8 protein-coding genes are annotated in these 19,500 nt (G+C 29.0%); all 8 read right to left on the reverse strand.

Annotated elements, in window-relative coordinates:
* Positions 1-367 precede the first annotated feature (367 nt).
* The 8 genes from H0I28_RS11285 to H0I28_RS11320 all read right to left on the reverse strand — a co-directional run bounded on the left by H0I28_RS11285 (position 368) and on the right by H0I28_RS11320 (position 19,500).
* On the reverse strand, positions 368-4,213 hold the full coding sequence (locus tag H0I28_RS11285; RefSeq protein ID WP_218759161.1) for a UvrD-helicase domain-containing protein: 3,846 nt from the start codon (positions 4,211-4,213) through the stop codon (positions 368-370).
* Between the two features lie 53 nt (positions 4,214-4,266).
* Entirely contained in the window at positions 4,267-8,934 is a 4,668-nt protein-coding gene (locus H0I28_RS11290) for a DEAD/DEAH box helicase (RefSeq protein ID WP_218759162.1), read from the reverse strand.
* A 46-nt stretch (positions 8,935-8,980) separates the two neighbouring features.
* The gene (locus H0I28_RS11295) at positions 8,981-9,562 is read right to left on the reverse strand and encodes a hypothetical protein (protein WP_218759163.1); all 582 of its coding nucleotides are present in this window, start codon (positions 9,560-9,562) and stop codon (positions 8,981-8,983) included.
* A 2-nt stretch (positions 9,563-9,564) separates the two neighbouring features.
* Entirely contained in the window at positions 9,565-11,841 is a 2,277-nt protein-coding gene (locus tag H0I28_RS11300; RefSeq protein ID WP_218759164.1) for a UvrD-helicase domain-containing protein, read from the reverse strand.
* 139 nt (positions 11,842-11,980) lie between these two features.
* Positions 11,981-13,222: an McrC family protein gene (locus H0I28_RS11305; RefSeq protein WP_218759165.1), complete on the reverse strand. Its 1,242-nt coding sequence runs from the start codon at positions 13,220-13,222 to the stop codon at positions 11,981-11,983.
* Positions 13,223-16,003 carry an EVE domain-containing protein gene (locus H0I28_RS11310; protein ID WP_218759167.1) on the reverse strand — a complete coding sequence of 927 codons (2,781 nt, stop codon included), beginning with the start codon at positions 16,001-16,003 and terminating at the stop codon, positions 13,223-13,225.
* A 30-nt stretch (positions 16,004-16,033) separates the two neighbouring features.
* Positions 16,034-16,408 (reverse strand): hypothetical protein, encoded by a 375-nt coding sequence (locus tag H0I28_RS11315; protein WP_218759170.1) that lies wholly within the window; start codon positions 16,406-16,408, stop codon positions 16,034-16,036.
* A gap of 32 nt (positions 16,409-16,440) precedes the next feature.
* Entirely contained in the window at positions 16,441-19,500 is a 3,060-nt protein-coding gene (locus H0I28_RS11320; protein WP_218759172.1) for a type I restriction endonuclease subunit R, read from the reverse strand.

The following is a 19,500-nucleotide window of genomic DNA, read 5'->3' on the forward strand; positions in this document are numbered from 1 at the left end:
CGAACCGTTGATTTTATTGGCTTTAAACCTTGTAGCGGGAACTGGACTCGAACCAGTGACCTTCGGGTTATGAGTTCAGGTAAATCACTGATTTATTGAATTTTAACCTTTTTATTATTTAAATCGTGTTCTAAAACGTGTTCAGTTTAGTTCAGATTATTATTGTATTATTCTTGTTGAAATTTAATAAATTTACTAGGATTAATCTAATTATATTTCATGAAATTTATTGACCTCTTAATTTACCCCATCATGACCATAAAGAAGTAAGAGAATATCTTTTATATAACATACATACAACGATTAAACTATACACGATGACCTAATATAATTGTAATTAAAACCTTACTTCATCTGAGTTCCCCTTCTACATACCAATACCATACCCTGAAAAATCGACTAAATAAATATACCCTCTTTCTTCGGAAATTGAAGACCAACTATCAGCAAAATTTGTACCATGTTTTTCGTCATATATTTTCACTTCATTATAGGTATATACTTCTACAGAAGAAACATTAAACCCTTTTATTTTAATAAATAGAGATAATTTATTTATCACTTTTTTGTCATTCATAGCAAATTGACCTATTTGAATTCCATCATGATAAACTTTAAATTTTGTTTTTCCTTTAATAAATTCTTTATTAATTTCTATTTTATCCCCAATTTTAACATTCTTATTTATGTAATGTATTCTATTTGCATTAGCATTTGTTGCCCCCCAAGAAATGTAATATTTATCGATTCCTTCGTCTAGTTTAACCCCTAAATGACTTTTAAAATTATCTGGTAACTTATACTCCGAATTATTTCTCAAAGCTTCTTCTCGATTCCATTCAATAATACATAATCGATATTTCGCCCTTGTAAATGCAACATAATACAATCTTCTTTCTTCATCTAAAATTTCATTTAATTTTTCTTCATCTAATTCCTCGTCATCTAACTCTTCTTCATTATTTTTAAATGGTAAATCTGTCAAAGACGGTGGTATCAATACTGCATCAAATTCAATTCCTTTTACCTTGTGTAAGGTTGTAAGAACTATTTCTTGTTTTTTTGTTTCTTTATAGAAACTATTAATATGATTCTTATAGATTTTACTTAAATGCCCGTCATCTTTATTGGCAATCTCTTCTACAAAACTAATAAGTTCGTTAAAATTATTAATGTCATTTTTTTCATTGTAAAATTCTAAGACGATACAATAAAATAAGTTTAAAAGATATACATCCCAATTAGGCAATTTTTTAATTAATATTTTTTGTTCTTCAAGTAAATTTTCTTTGAAATCAAATGGTAATATTTTATTAACACACTTATTAAAATTGTTTAAGAAATAGTGAAATTCTCGACTTCTACATGGAGAAGATTTTGTACCCTGAATTCTAATTCTAAACTTAGTAAATTCATTTACCTGTAAAGTATTATAAGCCCTAAAAACCTCAGAATTAGACCTAAACATAACCGCAACCTGATTATAACACTCACCATCCTCTTCTATTTTTTCGTCTAGAATTTCAAGTAATTTGTTTGGCCACTTAATCTTTGTTTCGTTAAAATTAATTTTTGTACAATAATTTAATTTTTTCTTAGGTACCCTTACAGCTTCCAAAATTGGCATATTTTCAAAAACATGAGAATTCAGTTTCAATAATTTTTCAGCTGAATTTAATATATCTGGGTAGGAACGATAGTTAATTTTTAAAGTAAGAGTTTTGGGTTTATAAATTTCTTCAAATTTTTGATAATATGATGAAGGATCCATACTACCTCCTTCTTTTAATCTATCATAACCATAAATACTTTGATTTGGATCTCCAATAACACATATTTTACAGTCATTTGGGTCCGCTACATAATTTAATAGTTGAAGCCTTTCATTTGTAATATCTTGGAATTCATCAACAAAAACATAATTAATATTTCCTAATATTTGATCTATTTTACCAGGTTGGATATTTGCTAATTCTAAAAATTTCGTTGTCCATTGATTAAAATCTAAGTTATCAAGTTCTTCTTTTAAAATAGACTTTACAAAGCCATGAAAAGTAAATATATTAAGCCTTTTTATTAATTTACCATAACCTAAGCTTTTAAACAACTTACCTAAGCGCTCTTTCAGTTCAACAACTACAGCACGATTGTATGCAAGTACTAGAATGTCTTCAGGAGCTATTTTTTCTTTTTGAATTAGTCTTGCTACTCTTAATGTTAATGTATGTGTTTTCCCACTACCGGGCCCTGCTATAACTTGAAGGTTTTCTCGTAAAGGAGAATTGTAAACAGCCATTTGCTCCGGATTCAACTTCCCTTCTTCCCTTTCAAGTGCCTCAGCCCTAAAAGCTTGTAAATTAGGATGATTCTCACCAAATTCTTCCTCGAGCAATAGAATTAAATCACTAGTAGACCCTGATTTAAAATATTTTTTTATGAATTGATCTTGACTTTCAGGTTTTAGTTGAGATAAACATTCTAGCGAATAAAGCCTCAACTCCTTCATTTTATTACTATCATCAAAATCTTGAGATACTTTATAATCTTCAGAAGATTTATCCTTAATATCAATTTCTACTGTATTTTTAATATAACATTCAACTCCCATTGTTGTTGTGTTACCTCCAAATCCTTTAAGATACCCTAGCCATTTAGAAATTGAAATATTTTTTTGAAGTTCTTTTTCTTCATTTATTCCTAATTTAATCATTAAATCTAAGATATTATAACTCTTTACTGCTGAATTATAATAACTATAAGAAATATGTTTAATAACTTCCGTAGTATCTTTTTCAAAAGTATCTAAATAATCTTTCCAATCTTGATGCTTCTCATATCCATTGTAGATAGAATATACTTTTTCGCCTAATTTATTTTCTTCAACAATTAAATCTGTTTTACATTTAATTTTAGGAATACTATTTATTATATACAAAGCGAACTTACTTCTTTTATCTACAAAATCGGTTGTTAATTCAACAAGTATTTCATCAATTGAATCTCCTTTTTGAATCATCTCTTTAATATCTTTTTTATTAAATACATTAGAAATAACTTCTTTGATTTGACTATCTAAATATTCATTATCTACTTGAATTTGATTTCCTAATTGAGATTGCTCTAATATAGCTCTAGCTAGTTCGAATACTGCTTTTAGAGAAAGCCCTTTAAATTCACCATTTTTAGGAAATTCAATTTTCTTGTTTTTTGTAGGAATTAAAGCAATTTTTCTTTTAAGAATAATAAAGCCCATCCTTTGAGCTTTAAGAAGATATAAAACAATCTCGGATGGTTGAATTTTAAACCATTTTTGGAGAGTTTGACTTTCAATAATAATTTCGTTTCTTTCAATTATATTATTGACTATATACTGTTCAAGTTGAATTAAAAAATGTTGAATTTTTTTTTCTTCCGTACTTTCAAAAGTAGTATTCCCGAAAGCTTTACCTGTTAATTCTAAGGGGTATTGAGCGGGAGAATACATCCCTAATTCAATCCTTTTAAACCTTTCCAACCAATACAAGCATAATCTAAAAAATGTAGCTTGATTTTCATTAGATTCTGTTGATTGGTTGTATAAATCTAAAGGTAGCGAAAAAGGAACTTTTTTAAATTCATTGATATTTTTAAATTTCGAAATATATTCTACTATTATTTCAAAAACATCCTGAATATCAGAAACTGTTATTTGATTTTTATGATTTCTATCCTTTATAGACTTGAAATCATCTTTTTTCATAAAGCAGCAAGTCGATATGGGGTTTTCTTCTGAGAACCCAGCATCTTTTAACAATTCTTTATTTCTTCCAGCTCGACCAATTTCTTGCAAAAAATCTTCAAATGAAGACGAAGGCCCTAGATGATATATGTAATGAATATTTTTAATATCCATTCCCATACCAAAAGCCTTAGTAGAGATTAATATAACCGTGTTTCCTTTTTGAAAATTTTCAAATTTTTCTTCTCTTTCAATTCCTGAAAGTCCAGCATGATAAAAATCTACTTTGTTACGGTAAGGAAGTTCTAAATTATTCAATTCTTCTTTGAGGAGTTCTACACTATTTTCAGTTTTCTTCCTAGAAAAGGCAAAAATAAGTACTCTACTTTTATCTGGATTAAATTTTTGTCTTTCTAGGTCCTTAACAATCTCAGAAATTAAAGGGAGGTCATTGCTATTTGATTCAGCTTCTTTATCAATAATTTCAAACCTCATCTTTATATGATCCCTAATTGGGTTATAAACCTCTTTATTTTTTAACCTTTCTATCATATAAATATTTCATTAAAGTCATTATATATTTTTTCAGAAACAGTTGCTGAAAATAGCAATATTGGGAAACCTTCAGTAATATGTTTTCGAAAAGTGCAGATACTTTTTGCGCTATTTAGGTAATCGGGTCTAAAATCATGGCCCCATTGAGACACACAGTGAGCCTCATCAAAAATCGCATATTCTAAAGAGCCATCAATCTTTATTCGGGTTTTTAGTGCATTTATAAACCCATTACTTCTAAACCTTTCAGGGGTTATGTAAAGTAACGATAATTCGCCCCCCGCAATAGATCTATATATCATTGCAGCATCCGATTTCCTATCTGAATTAATATACTCTACATTATTTATGAAACCTTTATTCCAAAGATCGTTTACCTGATCTTCCATTAGTGCTTTTAGAGGCGTGACAACAATTGACAGTTTATTAGTAAAAGAACTTTTAAATAAAGCTGGAGCTTGAAATAGTAATGACTTTCCTGCACCTGTTGGTAAGGAAACAAGTAAATCTTCACTACTTGGTAAAATTTTATCTAAATACTCATCCTGATAATCGTACCAAGAATTCCCATTTAAAAAACTATTAGATAAGGCTTCTTTCGTTTTTTCAAGAGATATTGGCAGTTCTTTTAGTGGTTCTGGACTGTGGATATGTATTGAAGCAAGTTTGATTTCGTCATCATATCTACTTTCATCCTTCCATACACTCAATTGTTTTGAGCTAGCATTCCACCATTTATGTAAATCAGGATAATCAGTTACTCTTGGGTCTAAAACCCAAACCGTATGGTTTGAATCGTATTGGTTTAAGATATTTCTAATGTAATCAATAAAAGGTTTTTGTAATTTAAGGTGAAAAAAGGTATCCTTTGCCAATCTATCTGACGGTATTTGTAATTCAACATTTTCTGCACTCTCCTTTTCTTCAATATCATCTTTTTCACTATTGTTGGGTTTTTCTAATGATTTATTGATTAAATCATTTAAATAACCACTTCCAAGAGCATTATGAAAATTACACTGAATTGAAAAACTATCAATTACGAAACTCAACGATTCTTTATGATTTTTTTGGGCAAAATACTTAAGTTCATTTATTCTAGCAATCAAAATTCTTTGTTTAAAGTTAGTTGAGAATAATTTTTCGATTTTTCTAGAAATTGAATTCTTATTGTTCGGAATATAATAACCTATCGATGCAAAATAATGTTCTAACGAACTTATTTCATCTTCTCTAGGAACCAATAAAATAATAGGTTTTCCATTTAAACTTATACTTTGTATTAATTCCTTTTGGTAAACCCAATATTGTTTTCTGAATATCGTTTCTGGGTTTAATCTGACGATTTTAGATTTATTTTTATTTGTATTGTTAACTTTAGGAAGAAACAGTTGATCTTTTCTCAAATTTTGAGTTGATTGCTCAATTACAATTTTATTCTTAATGTTTAAATCGCTCAGTTGTTCTTCCCAATTATGATGGCCATATAATCTATAATTTCCAAATTCAAACTTCTCTAACCAAATATTTGAGTAATTCGAATTCAAAGACACCCCTAATTTATGTCCCTGTTCTCTAGTAATTTCATAAAAACTTTGACCACCTGAAAAATGCATCCAAACTTCATTTGCAAAATCATTATTAAAAAGGTCCTTAATATTTAAAGTCGTAATTAATTCAGAATTAGAAGTTGATATTAAATCAGGTGCAATAATAATTAAGTTCTTGAATAAACTATTTTTCCAATGATCTAAATTGTTAGACAGTTCACTTACATTTATAAAAACACAAGAATAATTAAAATCAGATAGTTCATTTCCATCATCTAATACTCTTTTAAAGTCAATTTCATTTTTTATTCTATTTTGTACAAATGGAGCAATCCCCCCTTTTAAAGGTTTCAAGAAATTTGTTCTTGTATAATTTAAATACGATTTTAAGACTTGTTTAACCCATAATTTATCATTGGAAATGGATCTTAATTTTTCATCACTAAGTTTCTTATAATTTAATTGATTGTTTGAGTTATGAAACTCTAATTTTGCAACGTTAAACATTTCAGGCATTATAAGTTCTGGCCCGACTATTAATGTATTTTCTTCAACGAACTCTAGGACACCATCAAGTTCTTTTGCTAAATTATTTTGTTTTGGTTGAGGTAAAAAGAATGAATTTCGCTGCTCTAAAAGAAAACTTCTATCCAGCCAAGTTATAGGATACTTACTTTTTAATATTTTGATTGAATTCGCAATTAATTCCGGTAAATAATCTAAACAGAATTCAGTTTCCTCTTCAGAAAAAACAATACACCTACTTATTTGATTATAAAATAGTTGAAGTGCATTTCTACTATCTGTAATTGCATCGTGACTTGTATTTAATGATAAAGTTTGAAGTTCTGGACTTAGTACACTTTCGACCAACAAGGTATCCCATAATTTATTTTCACAAAAGCCAACTCCTTTATTTTCTAATATAGGGCAATCAAAATCAATTATATTATGTCCAATGAGAAGGTTTTTTTCATCCTTTGTAATTTCCTTAAAAATCTCAAAATAGGTTGTTAATTCTTCTTTTTTAGTACAATTTTCAGTATTAATTCCTGTCCAAGCTAATTCTGTAATTTCATCATCACGTAATTCTAAATCAAAAACAATTGGATATAACGTTTTATTAATTTCGCCATAAAGTACTTCTAATAATTTTTGAGTTGCTTCTCTTGTAATTTTCTTTTTTGATTTTTTTAGAAGCCTTGGCAATTCCTTCTCTGGCAATAGGTTAATTAATTCTGATTGTTTCTCTGCAATTAAATTATTGAATTTCTTAATAGCAATTTTAACTGGAATATGTTCGGACTTTCCTTCGGTCCATAAATGATATTGAAGTTCAGGAGCAGTTTTAAGAGGTAAATCGAGAATTTCACTCCGTGATAAACTTGAATCGAATAAGTTTAAAAATTCAACATAATAATGATACTCATTTAATTCATTTAATTTTAAATTATTACAAAATTCGTGGATATGAATGTCAACCTCATTTAATAGTTGACTTGCCAATAATGGAAATTCTTTATGATAAACATCTGACTCTTTTAAATAAGACTCATCTTTATTTTTAATAATACTAAATACAGCATCTAATACTTGGATTATGTTCTTCTTGAAAAAATTTGAAGCGATTTTTTGTAATCGCCAAATTTCAAATAAATAAGTGTCCGAAATATAGGGAGATAATTTATTATAACTTAAAGTTTCATTTCCTATTAATTTCCATTTCTCAACAAATTCAATCGTTTTAAATAGGTTTTTATTTGATAAAATTTCTCTATTATTTTTTAAATAATCTACTTGTTCCTCTTTTGAAAGTTCAAGATTATAACTAACACTATCATCTAAAAAAAGTTTGATTTGCACTTCTCTTTTCGCTAAAAAGAAGATTTCTTCTCCTTTGTTCCTTGAGTCATCTGTATTTATCCAAGTCAATAAGCTAAGTACTTTAAATAGAAAAGATTGATTAGGTATTGACTCTACTGTTAAAGAATTAACTATTAAATCTTTTTTATTAATTGAAAGACTTTTTATCAAACCTTGCAGATGCAAATATTTATCCTCAACTTCTATTATTGCAAATAATATCTCAATTACTCTACCTTCAAAAAAATCATAATTAATTTCACCATCTGCCCAAAGTGAAATAAACTCAAAAGCATTTTCTTGTGTGTAAACATCTTCAAAAGAAAGACTAGCAGGCTGTAATAAACTCCATTTAGATAATAAGTTTTTAATAGAAATATTAGTTTTGTTATTGATATCATTACCATAACTTTCATTAATAATTTCAATATTAGCTTCTATTAATTTAGGTCTAAACTCTTTACACCAGTTAATGATGGAAAGTTGATAATATGTTAATGAGGGTGAAGCTATAGCACTTCTTAAAATTTTATCAATATATTTAATATTAACCTCATTTATACTGCTAACGGTTCCAAATTGATACTCTAACTTTCTATTATAATTTAGAATCGGTTCTAATTGAATTTTATCTTCTAAATTTAAATTTGAAATATCGTCCTCTAAAGCTATTCCTTCATTATAACTTATTTTAAAATCCGTAAAAAAATTATATGATTTAAAAGTTGTAACAAAACCTTCAAGATAAACACTATCAAATTTAACTTTATATGATTTTGGATATGAGTGTCTGCAAATAATTATATCTCCTTTACGAATATTTTTAAATCCCCTTAAAAGCTGATGATCCCCTTTCTTTACGTTCCCATAAAAATTAGTTGCATCATTAATTTTATAGACAAAACCATGAGAAAGGTCATTCGCAATAAATTTAACATAAGCTAAAAAATAATGTGAATTCTTTTTATTAGATTTTTTAAATCTAAATGAGGTTACAGGTGATTTTATTTGTAAAGAATTATTATTTGCTAATTCATCCAGAGAATTTAAAACTTTTTTTTTATCTGTATTTTTAGAAACAATTGTATTAGATTCCTTGTTTGCTGAGGTTTCTTTTATAAACTCGTGCCATTCTAAAGGAACTTTATTAATAAATCTTAAATTTTCATTAATTCTGTTCTTTTTAAGAATACTTTTTAGCTCTTGAACAGATAAATTATTTTGTTTTAAAAACTTAGCTAATATCATTTTCTTTGCTCAATATTTTTATTGGATTTTCTACTATTTTATATTTTTAAAAAAGGAGTCTTAATCGATCTAAAACCTTCATTGTATTTAAAAGTTTTATTTTTTCATTTAAATCATAAGTCTCAAAAAACCAATTATTTGAATTTTCAAAGATATATCCGGGAATTAAAACCTCTTCATTTTCCAATTCCATATCTGTCAGGTTTTGGAAGTTAATTATCTTACTATCAAAGTTGTTTGGTTCTCCAGAATAAATTCTAAATTCCAAATGAGATAGATCTTTCCACTTAACCTTTGAATAATTATAGATTATTGGAATAAAAAAACAGTTTAGAGATAAGTGTTCTAAATTAATTATTGCATATTCATTATCTTTTCCATCATTACCATTTAAATCTCCATAATTATCATCTTTTTCAATTAAAATTCCATTATCTGAGACTCCATTTGATCTATTCATATTATTTACGACCTCCTTAATATTCAAGGTTTCTTTATCCACTATTAAAATATTAAGATCTAAATCTGCCATCATATACTCGATACTTCCAAACCATCCATTGGTTTTTGCTCCTCCCCAGTTAATTCCTATAATTAATTGTTCTTTTCTATTTAAAATATTTGCCATATTTAATTTAAGATATTATCTATTTGCCAAAAAATGCCATAATTTTCAGAAAAATCAACATACAGATTTTTCAATTGCATAAAAGGTATTACTTTATTATTATGAGCGACATCATTTCTTAAATGCCTAAAACGCTTTAATTTTTCATTCGTTTCTACAGATATTTCTTCTTCCAATCTCAGCTTATCAATTAATTCCTTAAACGTCAAATTAACAAGCCTTCCTTTTGCAATCCTTTTTTTTATTTCCCAATTATTAATTTTGAAAAAAACTTTAAATTCGCTTTCTAAAATTTGTGAGAAATTTAAGATCTCACTACCCCAATTAAGTTTTCCGGCTGCCTCACCTGAAATAATTTCTTTCGTTATTGAGTATTTTAACCTTGCCAAGGTACCAATAGATTGTTCGGAAAAATTAGGGTAGATTTCACGTAAATTTTCTTCAATTAAAGTATTATTTATAGGATTTATTAACCGTTTTCTTAAAACTCTTTGTTTATCATCAATAAATTTTCTCAACCCAACAATAATTTCATTCATTTCTTTAGAGATTAAACTATCCTTTTGCATAGAATTAGAAACTCCATTTATTTCTTCCTCAATATCTTTTAGTTTAAATTTAATTGATTCTATTGTATCACAAATAGACTCCCATTCCTTAGCCGTTTTGGGATTTGTGCTTTCAAATATTTTACTCTTTTCAAATAATCTTTCAATCTTTATAAATATATTTTTTATTATGATTCTCACAGTTGGATCACCTACAGGAGTAAAAGGAAGTATAGAATCATAATTTAGTAAAGAAACTTTATCATTATCAATTTCATTTATAAAAGGTGACATACTATCAGATGAAATGATATATAAATATTTAGTTGCTCTTGTCATGGCAACATATAGAAGCTTTCTATCTCTCGACTTACTAATCTCAGATGCATTAGGTTGAGGAATAGCATCTTCATTAATATCAATAAGTATTATTGCCTTGCATTCCAATCCTTTTGTAGCCTTTAAAGTCATTAGTCTAACTTTATTCAATCCAAAACTTTTATCTCTAGGACTAATGATAATATTAGCAATGTTTTCTAATTTTAATACTTGATTTATATACTTTAAAGATTCTATACTATTACTTGCAATAATTATATCCTTAAAATCTTCATATGAAGTAAGTGTTTTAAGAATATTTATTACCATTTTTGACTGTTCAAGCTTTCCAATGGTAGGTATAACGAATGGTTTCGCATTAGATTTATTTGTCAATTCCTTCCTAATGAATTCACTTTCATCATCTTTTAATACAGATATTGCTGCATCTTGTATTTCGTAAGTTGTACGGAAGTTTTTTGTTAGTTTTCTACTTTTACCTTTAACATCAATTCCTAAATCTTTAAAGGTATTACCATTTCCAAGCCAAGAGTTTGGGTGAATACTTTGCGATGGATCGTATAAAAAGGTAGCAGAAGCTTCCTCTTTTTCGCATGGAAATTGTTTTAAAAAATCAAACTGAACACGGTCTAGATCTTGAGCTTCATCAATAACCAAATGGGTAATATTCTTAGGTGGAAATTCAATTATTTGAATTAAAGCTAACCTTCGTTTAAAAGAACGATCAATTATTCCGCTATTTAATTGAAGTTGAACAAATTTATTTCTCAATTCAAATATTATTTTTCTTACTTCCGATTTTTTTTGAAGGTTTATATTCCTTAGTTTGAATCTATTTCTTCCTTTTCTAGTATATCCTTGATAATTTTGTTCAGTATCTATTCTATTGGAAATTAAATATTGAACCTCTTCTAGTAAGAAATCAATATTTGATAAATTTAAAAAAGAAAACTTTGGATATTTTAAGGAAATAATTTTAATCGTTTTATTAAATAAATCAGATATTTCTTTTAATTTAGAAACTTCAAGTGGAAGTTTTGGATATTTAACGATATTTTTTACTCTATACTTCTCGTAGTAATCATCCATTAAATCATCTATTGAGATAACTTTTATTTTTTTAGACCAATTGGATTGGTTAAAATTAAGCTTTCCTCTAAATTCAATTAATTGTTCCGAAACTAGATGTTCTAAATAATTTACTAAGGTTTTATGAAACGTAACAACTAAAATCTTATCATCATCATTTGTACATTTTTTTAATAAAAAGGGGATACGATTTATTCCAACAGTAGTTTTTCCACTACCTGCAATCCCTTTAATAGAGTATGCTTTAGGTTGATTATATTCTACTGCCTTTACCTGTTCTTCAGATAAAATAATTTCTACCATCTTATAATTTAAATATTTTGTTTGTAACTTTTCTTACTTACTGTAGACTCTATTTACCACAAATAAAAACACTAAACACACATTTCTCATACATGCATTGTAACTTGTTTAAATATAATCTTATTTTATTAAAAAATCATCATAAAACTAATAACCTCAACACCTTCTCTCCTAAAACCTCATCCAACTCCCCATTCTCTAAAACAGAAACAAAGCCCATTTTACATTGATGCTCTATTTGTGAATGATTCTCTTTTTGATCCAAGACATAATCATCTGTTAAGTACAATTTAAAACTATTTCCGCGAGGATCTCCTGGATACAATAACAATGCTTTTTCTGCATCCCAAAAACGACAATACGCATACATTTGACGTAAATCACTTACTGAAGCGGTATTGTTTTTTGGTCTTTTCCATTTTGTGTCGATTATAAATTTTTGAGAACCTTTACGCAACACAACATCGGGTCTTAAACTATTACCTCCCCAAAAGGATTTAGATTCTTGTCCTGACACTTTTATATCAGTTCCTAAGCAAGCTTTTTGTAATTGCTTTAATACATAGGTTTCCCATAATTCATTCATATCAAACAATAGAGACAACATCTTTTCTTTTCCACTTGAAATATCGGGTGAATAATTTAAAATAATTAACCTCGCTAACTCTAATGCATTCGCATATCCTACAGATTTTCTATTTAACCTAACTTCATTCAGTTGCTTTTCGGTAATAGTTTTTTGATCTACTTCTGGAAAATTTAACTGCACTCTGTTTGCTGAATCTTGTAATCTAGTTCCACTTGTAAACTGAGTAACAATAATTAATGCTTTTTGTAATACTTGATGTAAAAAGTGATTACTATCGTACACTTGATGCGTAGTATAAAAGCGTTCTTTATGGACGATATTTTTTCGAATATGTCCTGCAAATTCTAATTTACCTTTTAATGCTTTTGTGTTTTGTGTTTGCTTTCTATAGTTTTTAATCAAACCTTTTCTAACCAAACTTTCTACTTCTAATAAGTACAATTCAAAATAAACTTCTAGTAAATTAAGGTGCTGTCTTTTAACATGTGCTGCTCCAGAAGATTCCGCTTTAAGCTTTCCGCATGCCTGTAACATTTTTAATAAAACACCTTTCCATTTAGTATCTGAATCCTCTTTATCTGCTTTTGGGTGAATCTCAATAGTTAAACCATCTACCTGAATTACCCCAACATACTGATTAAATTTGATCCCTTTTGCAATAGGTTCAAAATAATTACCATCGTGATATTCGTTCAGTTTTAATAGCGCATCTAAATGTACTTGCTTAAAACCTTCCTCACCCACATACAAACGTTGGTGTTCAAAAACCGATATTGTCTTATTACTTATCAATTATTCCGCTTCCTTTTTTCCTATCAATGATAGAACTGCTTCTATTACATTATCTTCATTTACTTGTTTTAAAAGGTATGAAGGTGCTTTAAAATCATTTGAATTTTCATACGAGAAATCAGCAAAATTGATATCATCATTTTTTTTCTTTTCTACAAATCCTTTCCCTAACACCAATCCTATTTTACCATAATCACCATAAAAATACTCTTGCAATAAAGGCACTATTTTAGTATTAAAAGCTTTAGCTAGTTTTTCTTCTGAATTTACATTAAAAAAGTACGAATGACCAATGGCATGATCTCTATCTATTAATAATTCTATACGCTCGTTTATCTTTTCTAAAACTTCAGATAACTTAATATTATCTATTTCTTCATTTTCTATAACAGCATAATCTGGCATCATTTCTTTAAACTCAAAACGACGTCTTAAAGCTGTATCCAATGCTTCTACCGAACGATCTGCTGTATTCATGGTACCGTAAATATCTAAGTTAGAAGGTACACTGAAATTTGTTTTAGAATAAGGCAACTTTATGCTCATTTCATTTTTAGCGCCACTTCGTTTATCGGTTTCGATAAGCGTTATTAACTCCCCAAAAATGGCAGATACATTTCCTCTATTTATTTCATCAATAAAAATGGCATATCTATTTAAAGGGTCATTTTTTGCTTTTGTACACAATTTTTTAAAAACACCATCTTCAATCTTATACCCTAAATCTTTAGTTTCTTCTTCTGTTTCAGGAAAAACAGGTTTGATTCCTTCTATAAAATCTTCATAAGCGAAAGATTGGTGAAATGTTACGAAATCGTAATTTTTTATAACTGTTTCATTATTGCTTTTAAAATTGTTAACCTCATCTATTATATCATATATTTCAGGAATTTGCTCTTTTGTTTCTTCCTCAAGTAACTGCCACATTTTATCATTATTCTTATCAAAAATTAACGGATTTTGACGTTGTTTATATGCTACATTTTCTGAAGAAGTTATCGTGTGCATTTGCAACGTTCCCCATATTGTAGCTCTCACATTTTTAGATTCTGATAAGGATGCTTTCGTTTTCACCCATCTATTCTCCAAAATCTCATTTACTTTTGACGTTCCATTTTCAATAAGTGCAATTGCTATTACTTGCCACCAAGTTAAATTCGTTATTTTATCTTCAAAAAACTTTTCTTTGGTAATCGCATTTTCTTTAAGAGTATATCTATCAAACAATTGATCTTTTAAATAATACGTTTTTCCTGTTCCTGGAGGGCCATAAAGGATTTGGTTTGTTGCTGGTTTCATGTTTTTTTCTTCGTTAGCTTCTACTTGAAAGACGTAATTTTGAAATTCAATATCATTGGATCTAGAATAACCAGATTTAGTTGTTTTATCCAAAACTGATTTTACAGCCTCTAAAACGGTTTGCTTTTCTTTTTCACCAAGTACAAGGCTATTTAAATAATTGTAAAATGTTTGGGGAGACTTACCTGCAAATTTTTCATTATTATTTGATAATTTATCGGTAGAAATCAATCCAAAATTCTGTTTATTTTTAGAACTGTAAACGTTTACACAGTATTTTTGGCCAACAATAAAGTTTAATTTATAGCCTCTAACACTAAAAACAATCCTTGGATCGTTAGGATCTAAGTTAAATGTTTTAATTACTGATCTTACAAAAGAAATAAACTCCTCAAAAATCAATGGATCTAGTTTTGATTTTACTTTTACGAATGAATTTTTAGAATTAAACAAACTCTTTATTTCCTCATATTGTTCTTTTCTTGCACTAAAATTGGTGCCTTGATTACCTGCCTTAAAATCATAAAAACAGGGATTCCCTTTTATGTCTTCATCGGATATTGGACTATCTGCATAGTAATCTGTAATTTTAATTTTCACACGATCTTTTGCCGAACCATCCGATTTATCGGTATAATACCATTGTTCATGTGGTTCTTCTTCAAAAACACTTACTTCAGAAGTAACTTCTGCCAAAGCATAACACCCTGCGTTTTTTCCTGTTTGCCAAATAATAACTTTATCACCAATAGCTATTTTATCTTTATGTGCTGCTACTTTCCAACTTTTTAGGTGTGCTGCTTTCAGGGCATTTGTAATATTATAAATATCTGGATTGCCTTGAAAGATCCAGTAATTAGGTTCTTTATCCGTAAACTGATATTTTTCAAATCTAGTTTTAAGTTTTTCTTGCATACTTTCAAATTCCTCTAACGAAATTCTATGCGCTTCAAATTCAGGGTTTTTCTGTTTCTCTATTTCAATATGTTCGCTAACAAGAGGAATAAACTTTGCCAAATCTTCATCGATGTCTTGCAGCATATCATTAAGATCTGTATATCCTTTTTTCTGCGGAGTTGTTCTAATCTCAAAATTTTTGATTTCTAGATTGCCTTTGCTAGAAAGACCGATACTTTTGTCTAGTGGTTCTGCTAATGATTTTATCAAATTTAAGACAGATGTACTTTGTTTATCTCTTGGAGCATTAGAACTAATTAATTTAAAATCATAATCATATTTTAAATAATTAGCCGAATACTTAAAAACAACACCAATACAATTACCTGGAGAACTATTTAAAACAGATGGTATAGACCAAAGTCTAAAAGTAAAATAACGAGACTGTTCTCCTCCCATAAAATAAGAAAGTTCTGATCCTTCTTTTTCTTTATCTCTTATAGAAAAGGTGAAATTTGGATCTTGTTTCCTTTTACCAATTAACCAGTTATAAACTTCTTTTTCGTAATCTTTATAGTTTATCATTAATTTATCCTTTTACATCTAAATTATTTCTTACTTCACAATCAGCCCTTCATTCCAAAGTGCTAAAACAACATCCATTTGAGAATTAGATCTTTTGTCTCCTAAATTTAATTCTGCCCAAAGTTCTTTTGGAGTATAGGTTTTATTATCTGCCCATTTTAATATTTCAATAGCTTGCAAGGCATATTCTTTATTTTTAATAGATTTTGTATAGGTTCCTTTTGGAATTCCTTTTACCAAACCTGCTTCACACAAACCTAAAAAAGTACCTTTCGGACAACCTTTTTCTTGTGAACTTTTTGTCTCAAAAATCTCTTTTGCAGCTCTAATGTAAACTTCTGTTATAGAATAAGATCTTTTATAATTTTTTACAGCCTTTATAGCTGTTTGTCCGTATTTGTTCATAGTATTTTTTTAAACTCAATATTTTTTATTAACTACCTATCTACACTAGCCATTCGCTTCATAGTATCAAAAAGAGCTGTTCTAAAAGTATCATCTTTAGCGTACAATCTATATAAATCTAATTCTTGTTTACGTTGCTTGGACATCACATCATCCATTATCTTTTGAAATGCTATGTTCTTGTTTTGTTCATCGAAATTGTTTAAATATTTAGACTCAAAATCTGGATGTGCTTGTATCGATTTTGTTAAACTAATAAACTTTACACGTTGGTCATCGGGTGTTGCTTCCCAACCCTGAAACCAACGTTCATTAAAACTATTGATAATTAAATCTAAAGGATCTTGTTCTTCATCACTACCATAAGCACCTCTAGGTGTTGGGTTTTGTGGATCTACTGCTGTTTCCGAAGCATCTAATTCTATGGTTTCATTTAAACGTACTCGCTCTAAACCATACGTAGATAAGTCAATAGAACTTAACAATTCATCAAGGGCATCAATAGCTGGATCTACTATTGGTAATTTCGGAATTAAAAACTTTAAAAACCAATACAGTTTTTCCCAATTCAATATTTCGAAAGGTAAAATAGAAGCCATTTGACCATAGATTTTTACAAACTGTTTTGCTTTTATTTTAAAATCGGCTTTATCCTCGTCCTCTAACTCGAGTTCATGTACAAAACGCTCTGCTGCTCTTTCAATAATAGGACTTAATACTTGTGCGTCTGCTTTATTAAAAAATAACTCGTTAAAGTTTTCTACTTCGCTCCATTCATAAACACCTACATCATCCAATACATCTTTTAATTCATGTAATACGTTTACATCTGTTGCTTCACTTAATGAAGTTGCTGTGTAAAAAGGGTCGAAGGATGCTTTAATATCTGCAGAAGGATTAAAAAAGTCTAAGACAAAAACATCTTCTGTTTTCTTCCCTAATTTTGTGGCTGCTCTGTTTAAACGAGATAATGCTTGTACTGCTAAAACACCTTGTAGTTTTTTATCTACATACATGGCACATAACTTCGGTTGATCAAATCCTGTAAGGTATTTATTAGCTACTACTAAGATTCTATACTCGTCTTCATCAAATTTAATGCGTGTGTCTTTTTCTGCAAAACCATTCATTTCTGCTTCAGAATATTCAATACCATCTACTGTCTTTGTTCCAGAAAAGGCAATTGCAATTTTAAAAGGATGTCCTTTATCCTTTAAAACACTTTGTAAGGCTTTGTAATACCGAATCGCAGATTCGATACTCTGTGTTACTACCATTGCTTTCGCTTTTCCTTTTAGTTTTTTCTGATTGACTATTTTAGGAATAAAATGATCGAGTATTATTTCTGCTTTGGTATTAATGGTCTGTTGATGTTGCTCTACATACGCACGTAATTTCTTCTGTGCTTTTGCAGCATCAAACAAGGGATTATCTTCAATAGATTTTTCTATTTCGTAATAGCTTTTTAACGTAGTATAATTTGCTAAGACATCTAAAATAAAACCTTCCTCAATGGCTTGTTTCATGGAGTATAAATGAAAAGGTATAAAACTACCATCTTCTTGTTGTACTCCAAACTTTTCTAAAGTAATCGGTTTTGGTGTTGCTGTAAATGCTAAATAACTTGCGTTCCCTCGCATTTTACGAGATTGCATGGCTTGTACAATTTTATCTTGTGCATCAGCAGCATCCTCTTCATTAAATTGTTGTCCCATAGCTCTGTTCATGTTATCATGAGCCGAACCACTTTGACTAGAATGCGCTTCGTCAATAATAACCGCAAAACGCTTTTCGCTTAAATCTGCAATACCATCTATAATAAATGGGAATTTCTGAATGGTTGTAATAATTATTTTCTTGCCTTGTTCTAAACTGTCTCTTAGTTCTTTGGATGAATATGCGGGTGCAATAATATTTTTTACTTCAGAAAAACTGGCAATATTATCACGAATTTGCTTGTCTAACAAACGTCTGTCTGTAACTACAATTACAGAATCGAATAAAGGTCTTTCTACATCTTTTATTCCTGGTACATTACCATCTACTGGATAGGTTTCTATCAGTTGATAGGCTGCCCAAGTAATAGAATTCGATTTACCTGAACCTGCGGAATGCTGAATTAAATAGGTTTGTCCAACACCTTTTTTACTAGCGTCTTCTATTATTTTTCGTACCACATCCATTTGGTGATATCTTGGAAAGAACAATGTTTTTGTTTGGATGGCGTCTTTCTTTTTACCATCTAAACGCACAAAGTGCTGAATGATATTTGCTAAACTTTCTCTAGTAAAAACCTCATTCCATAAATAATTAGTTCTATGACCTGTAGCACCATCAGGCAATGTAGGATTTCCTTTACCGTGATTATTTCCTTTATTAAATGGTAAGAAAAACGTGTTTTTACCATCTAATTTCGTAGTCATATACGCTTCGTCTGTGTCTACAGCAAAATGAACTACAGAACGTGCAAATTGTAATAAAGGTTGTTTGTTGTCTCTTTGTGTTCTGTATTGATGCTGACCGTGTACGCGTGCGTTTTGTCCTGTCCAATGGTTTTTTAATTCCATAGTAACAATTGGCAACCCATTTATAAACAATACCATGTCTATTTCTTCTCTTGGGTTATCTACACTATAGCGTAATTGTCTGGTCTCGCTAAAGCGGTTTTGCTCAAAATTATCTTTTACTTTCTGACTGCTACTTGCCAAAGGAGATTCATAAAATAAAACAAAACGTGCATCGTCTATTTCCAAACCTTTTTTTAGTAAATGCAACACCCCGTATTTTTTAATCATACGATCAAAACGATTTAGAATTTTTAATTTCCAATCGTTTTGTTTTTGTAGCTTTTCTAACTCTTCTTTCTGAGTTGTTTCTAAAAAAGACCAAAAGAACTGCTCATCTATGGCAAATTGTGCATTAAAATTAGAAGGTTGCCCAATGTAATAGCCTTTGCCAGTTCTGTAGATTTCTGCATTTTCGTTGACTGCATTTATAGTTTCACCATCCTTTTTAATGGCTTCTATACAAGTACCTGTTAAGGTTCTTTCTATGGCTGATTCTAAGGCTTGTTCGTTGGTTTGGCTATGCAT

Source organism: Polaribacter sp. AHE13PA (assembly GCF_019278505.1).
In the GTDB taxonomy this organism is placed as follows: domain Bacteria; phylum Bacteroidota; class Bacteroidia; order Flavobacteriales; family Flavobacteriaceae; genus Polaribacter.

Excerpts from the sequence above, each read along its gene's own strand:
- H0I28_RS11285 (WP_218759161.1), bottom strand. The coding sequence starts at position 4,213 with ATGAGGTTTGAAATTATTGATAAAGAAGCTGAATCAAATAGCAATGAC.
- H0I28_RS11290 (WP_218759162.1), bottom strand. The coding sequence starts at position 8,934 with ATGATATTAGCTAAGTTTTTAAAACAAAATAATTTATCTGTTCAAGAG.
- H0I28_RS11295 (WP_218759163.1), bottom strand. The coding sequence starts at position 9,562 with ATGGCAAATATTTTAAATAGAAAAGAACAATTAATTATAGGAATTAAC.
- H0I28_RS11300 (WP_218759164.1), bottom strand. The coding sequence starts at position 11,841 with ATGGTAGAAATTATTTTATCTGAAGAACAGGTAAAGGCAGTAGAATAT.
- H0I28_RS11310 (WP_218759167.1), bottom strand. The coding sequence starts at position 16,003 with ATGATAAACTATAAAGATTACGAAAAAGAAGTTTATAACTGGTTAATT.
- H0I28_RS11315 (WP_218759170.1), bottom strand. The coding sequence starts at position 16,408 with ATGAACAAATACGGACAAACAGCTATAAAGGCTGTAAAAAATTATAAA.
- H0I28_RS11320 (WP_218759172.1), bottom strand. The coding sequence starts at position 19,500 with ATGCATAGCCAAACCAACGAACAAGCCTTAGAATCAGCCATAGAAAGA.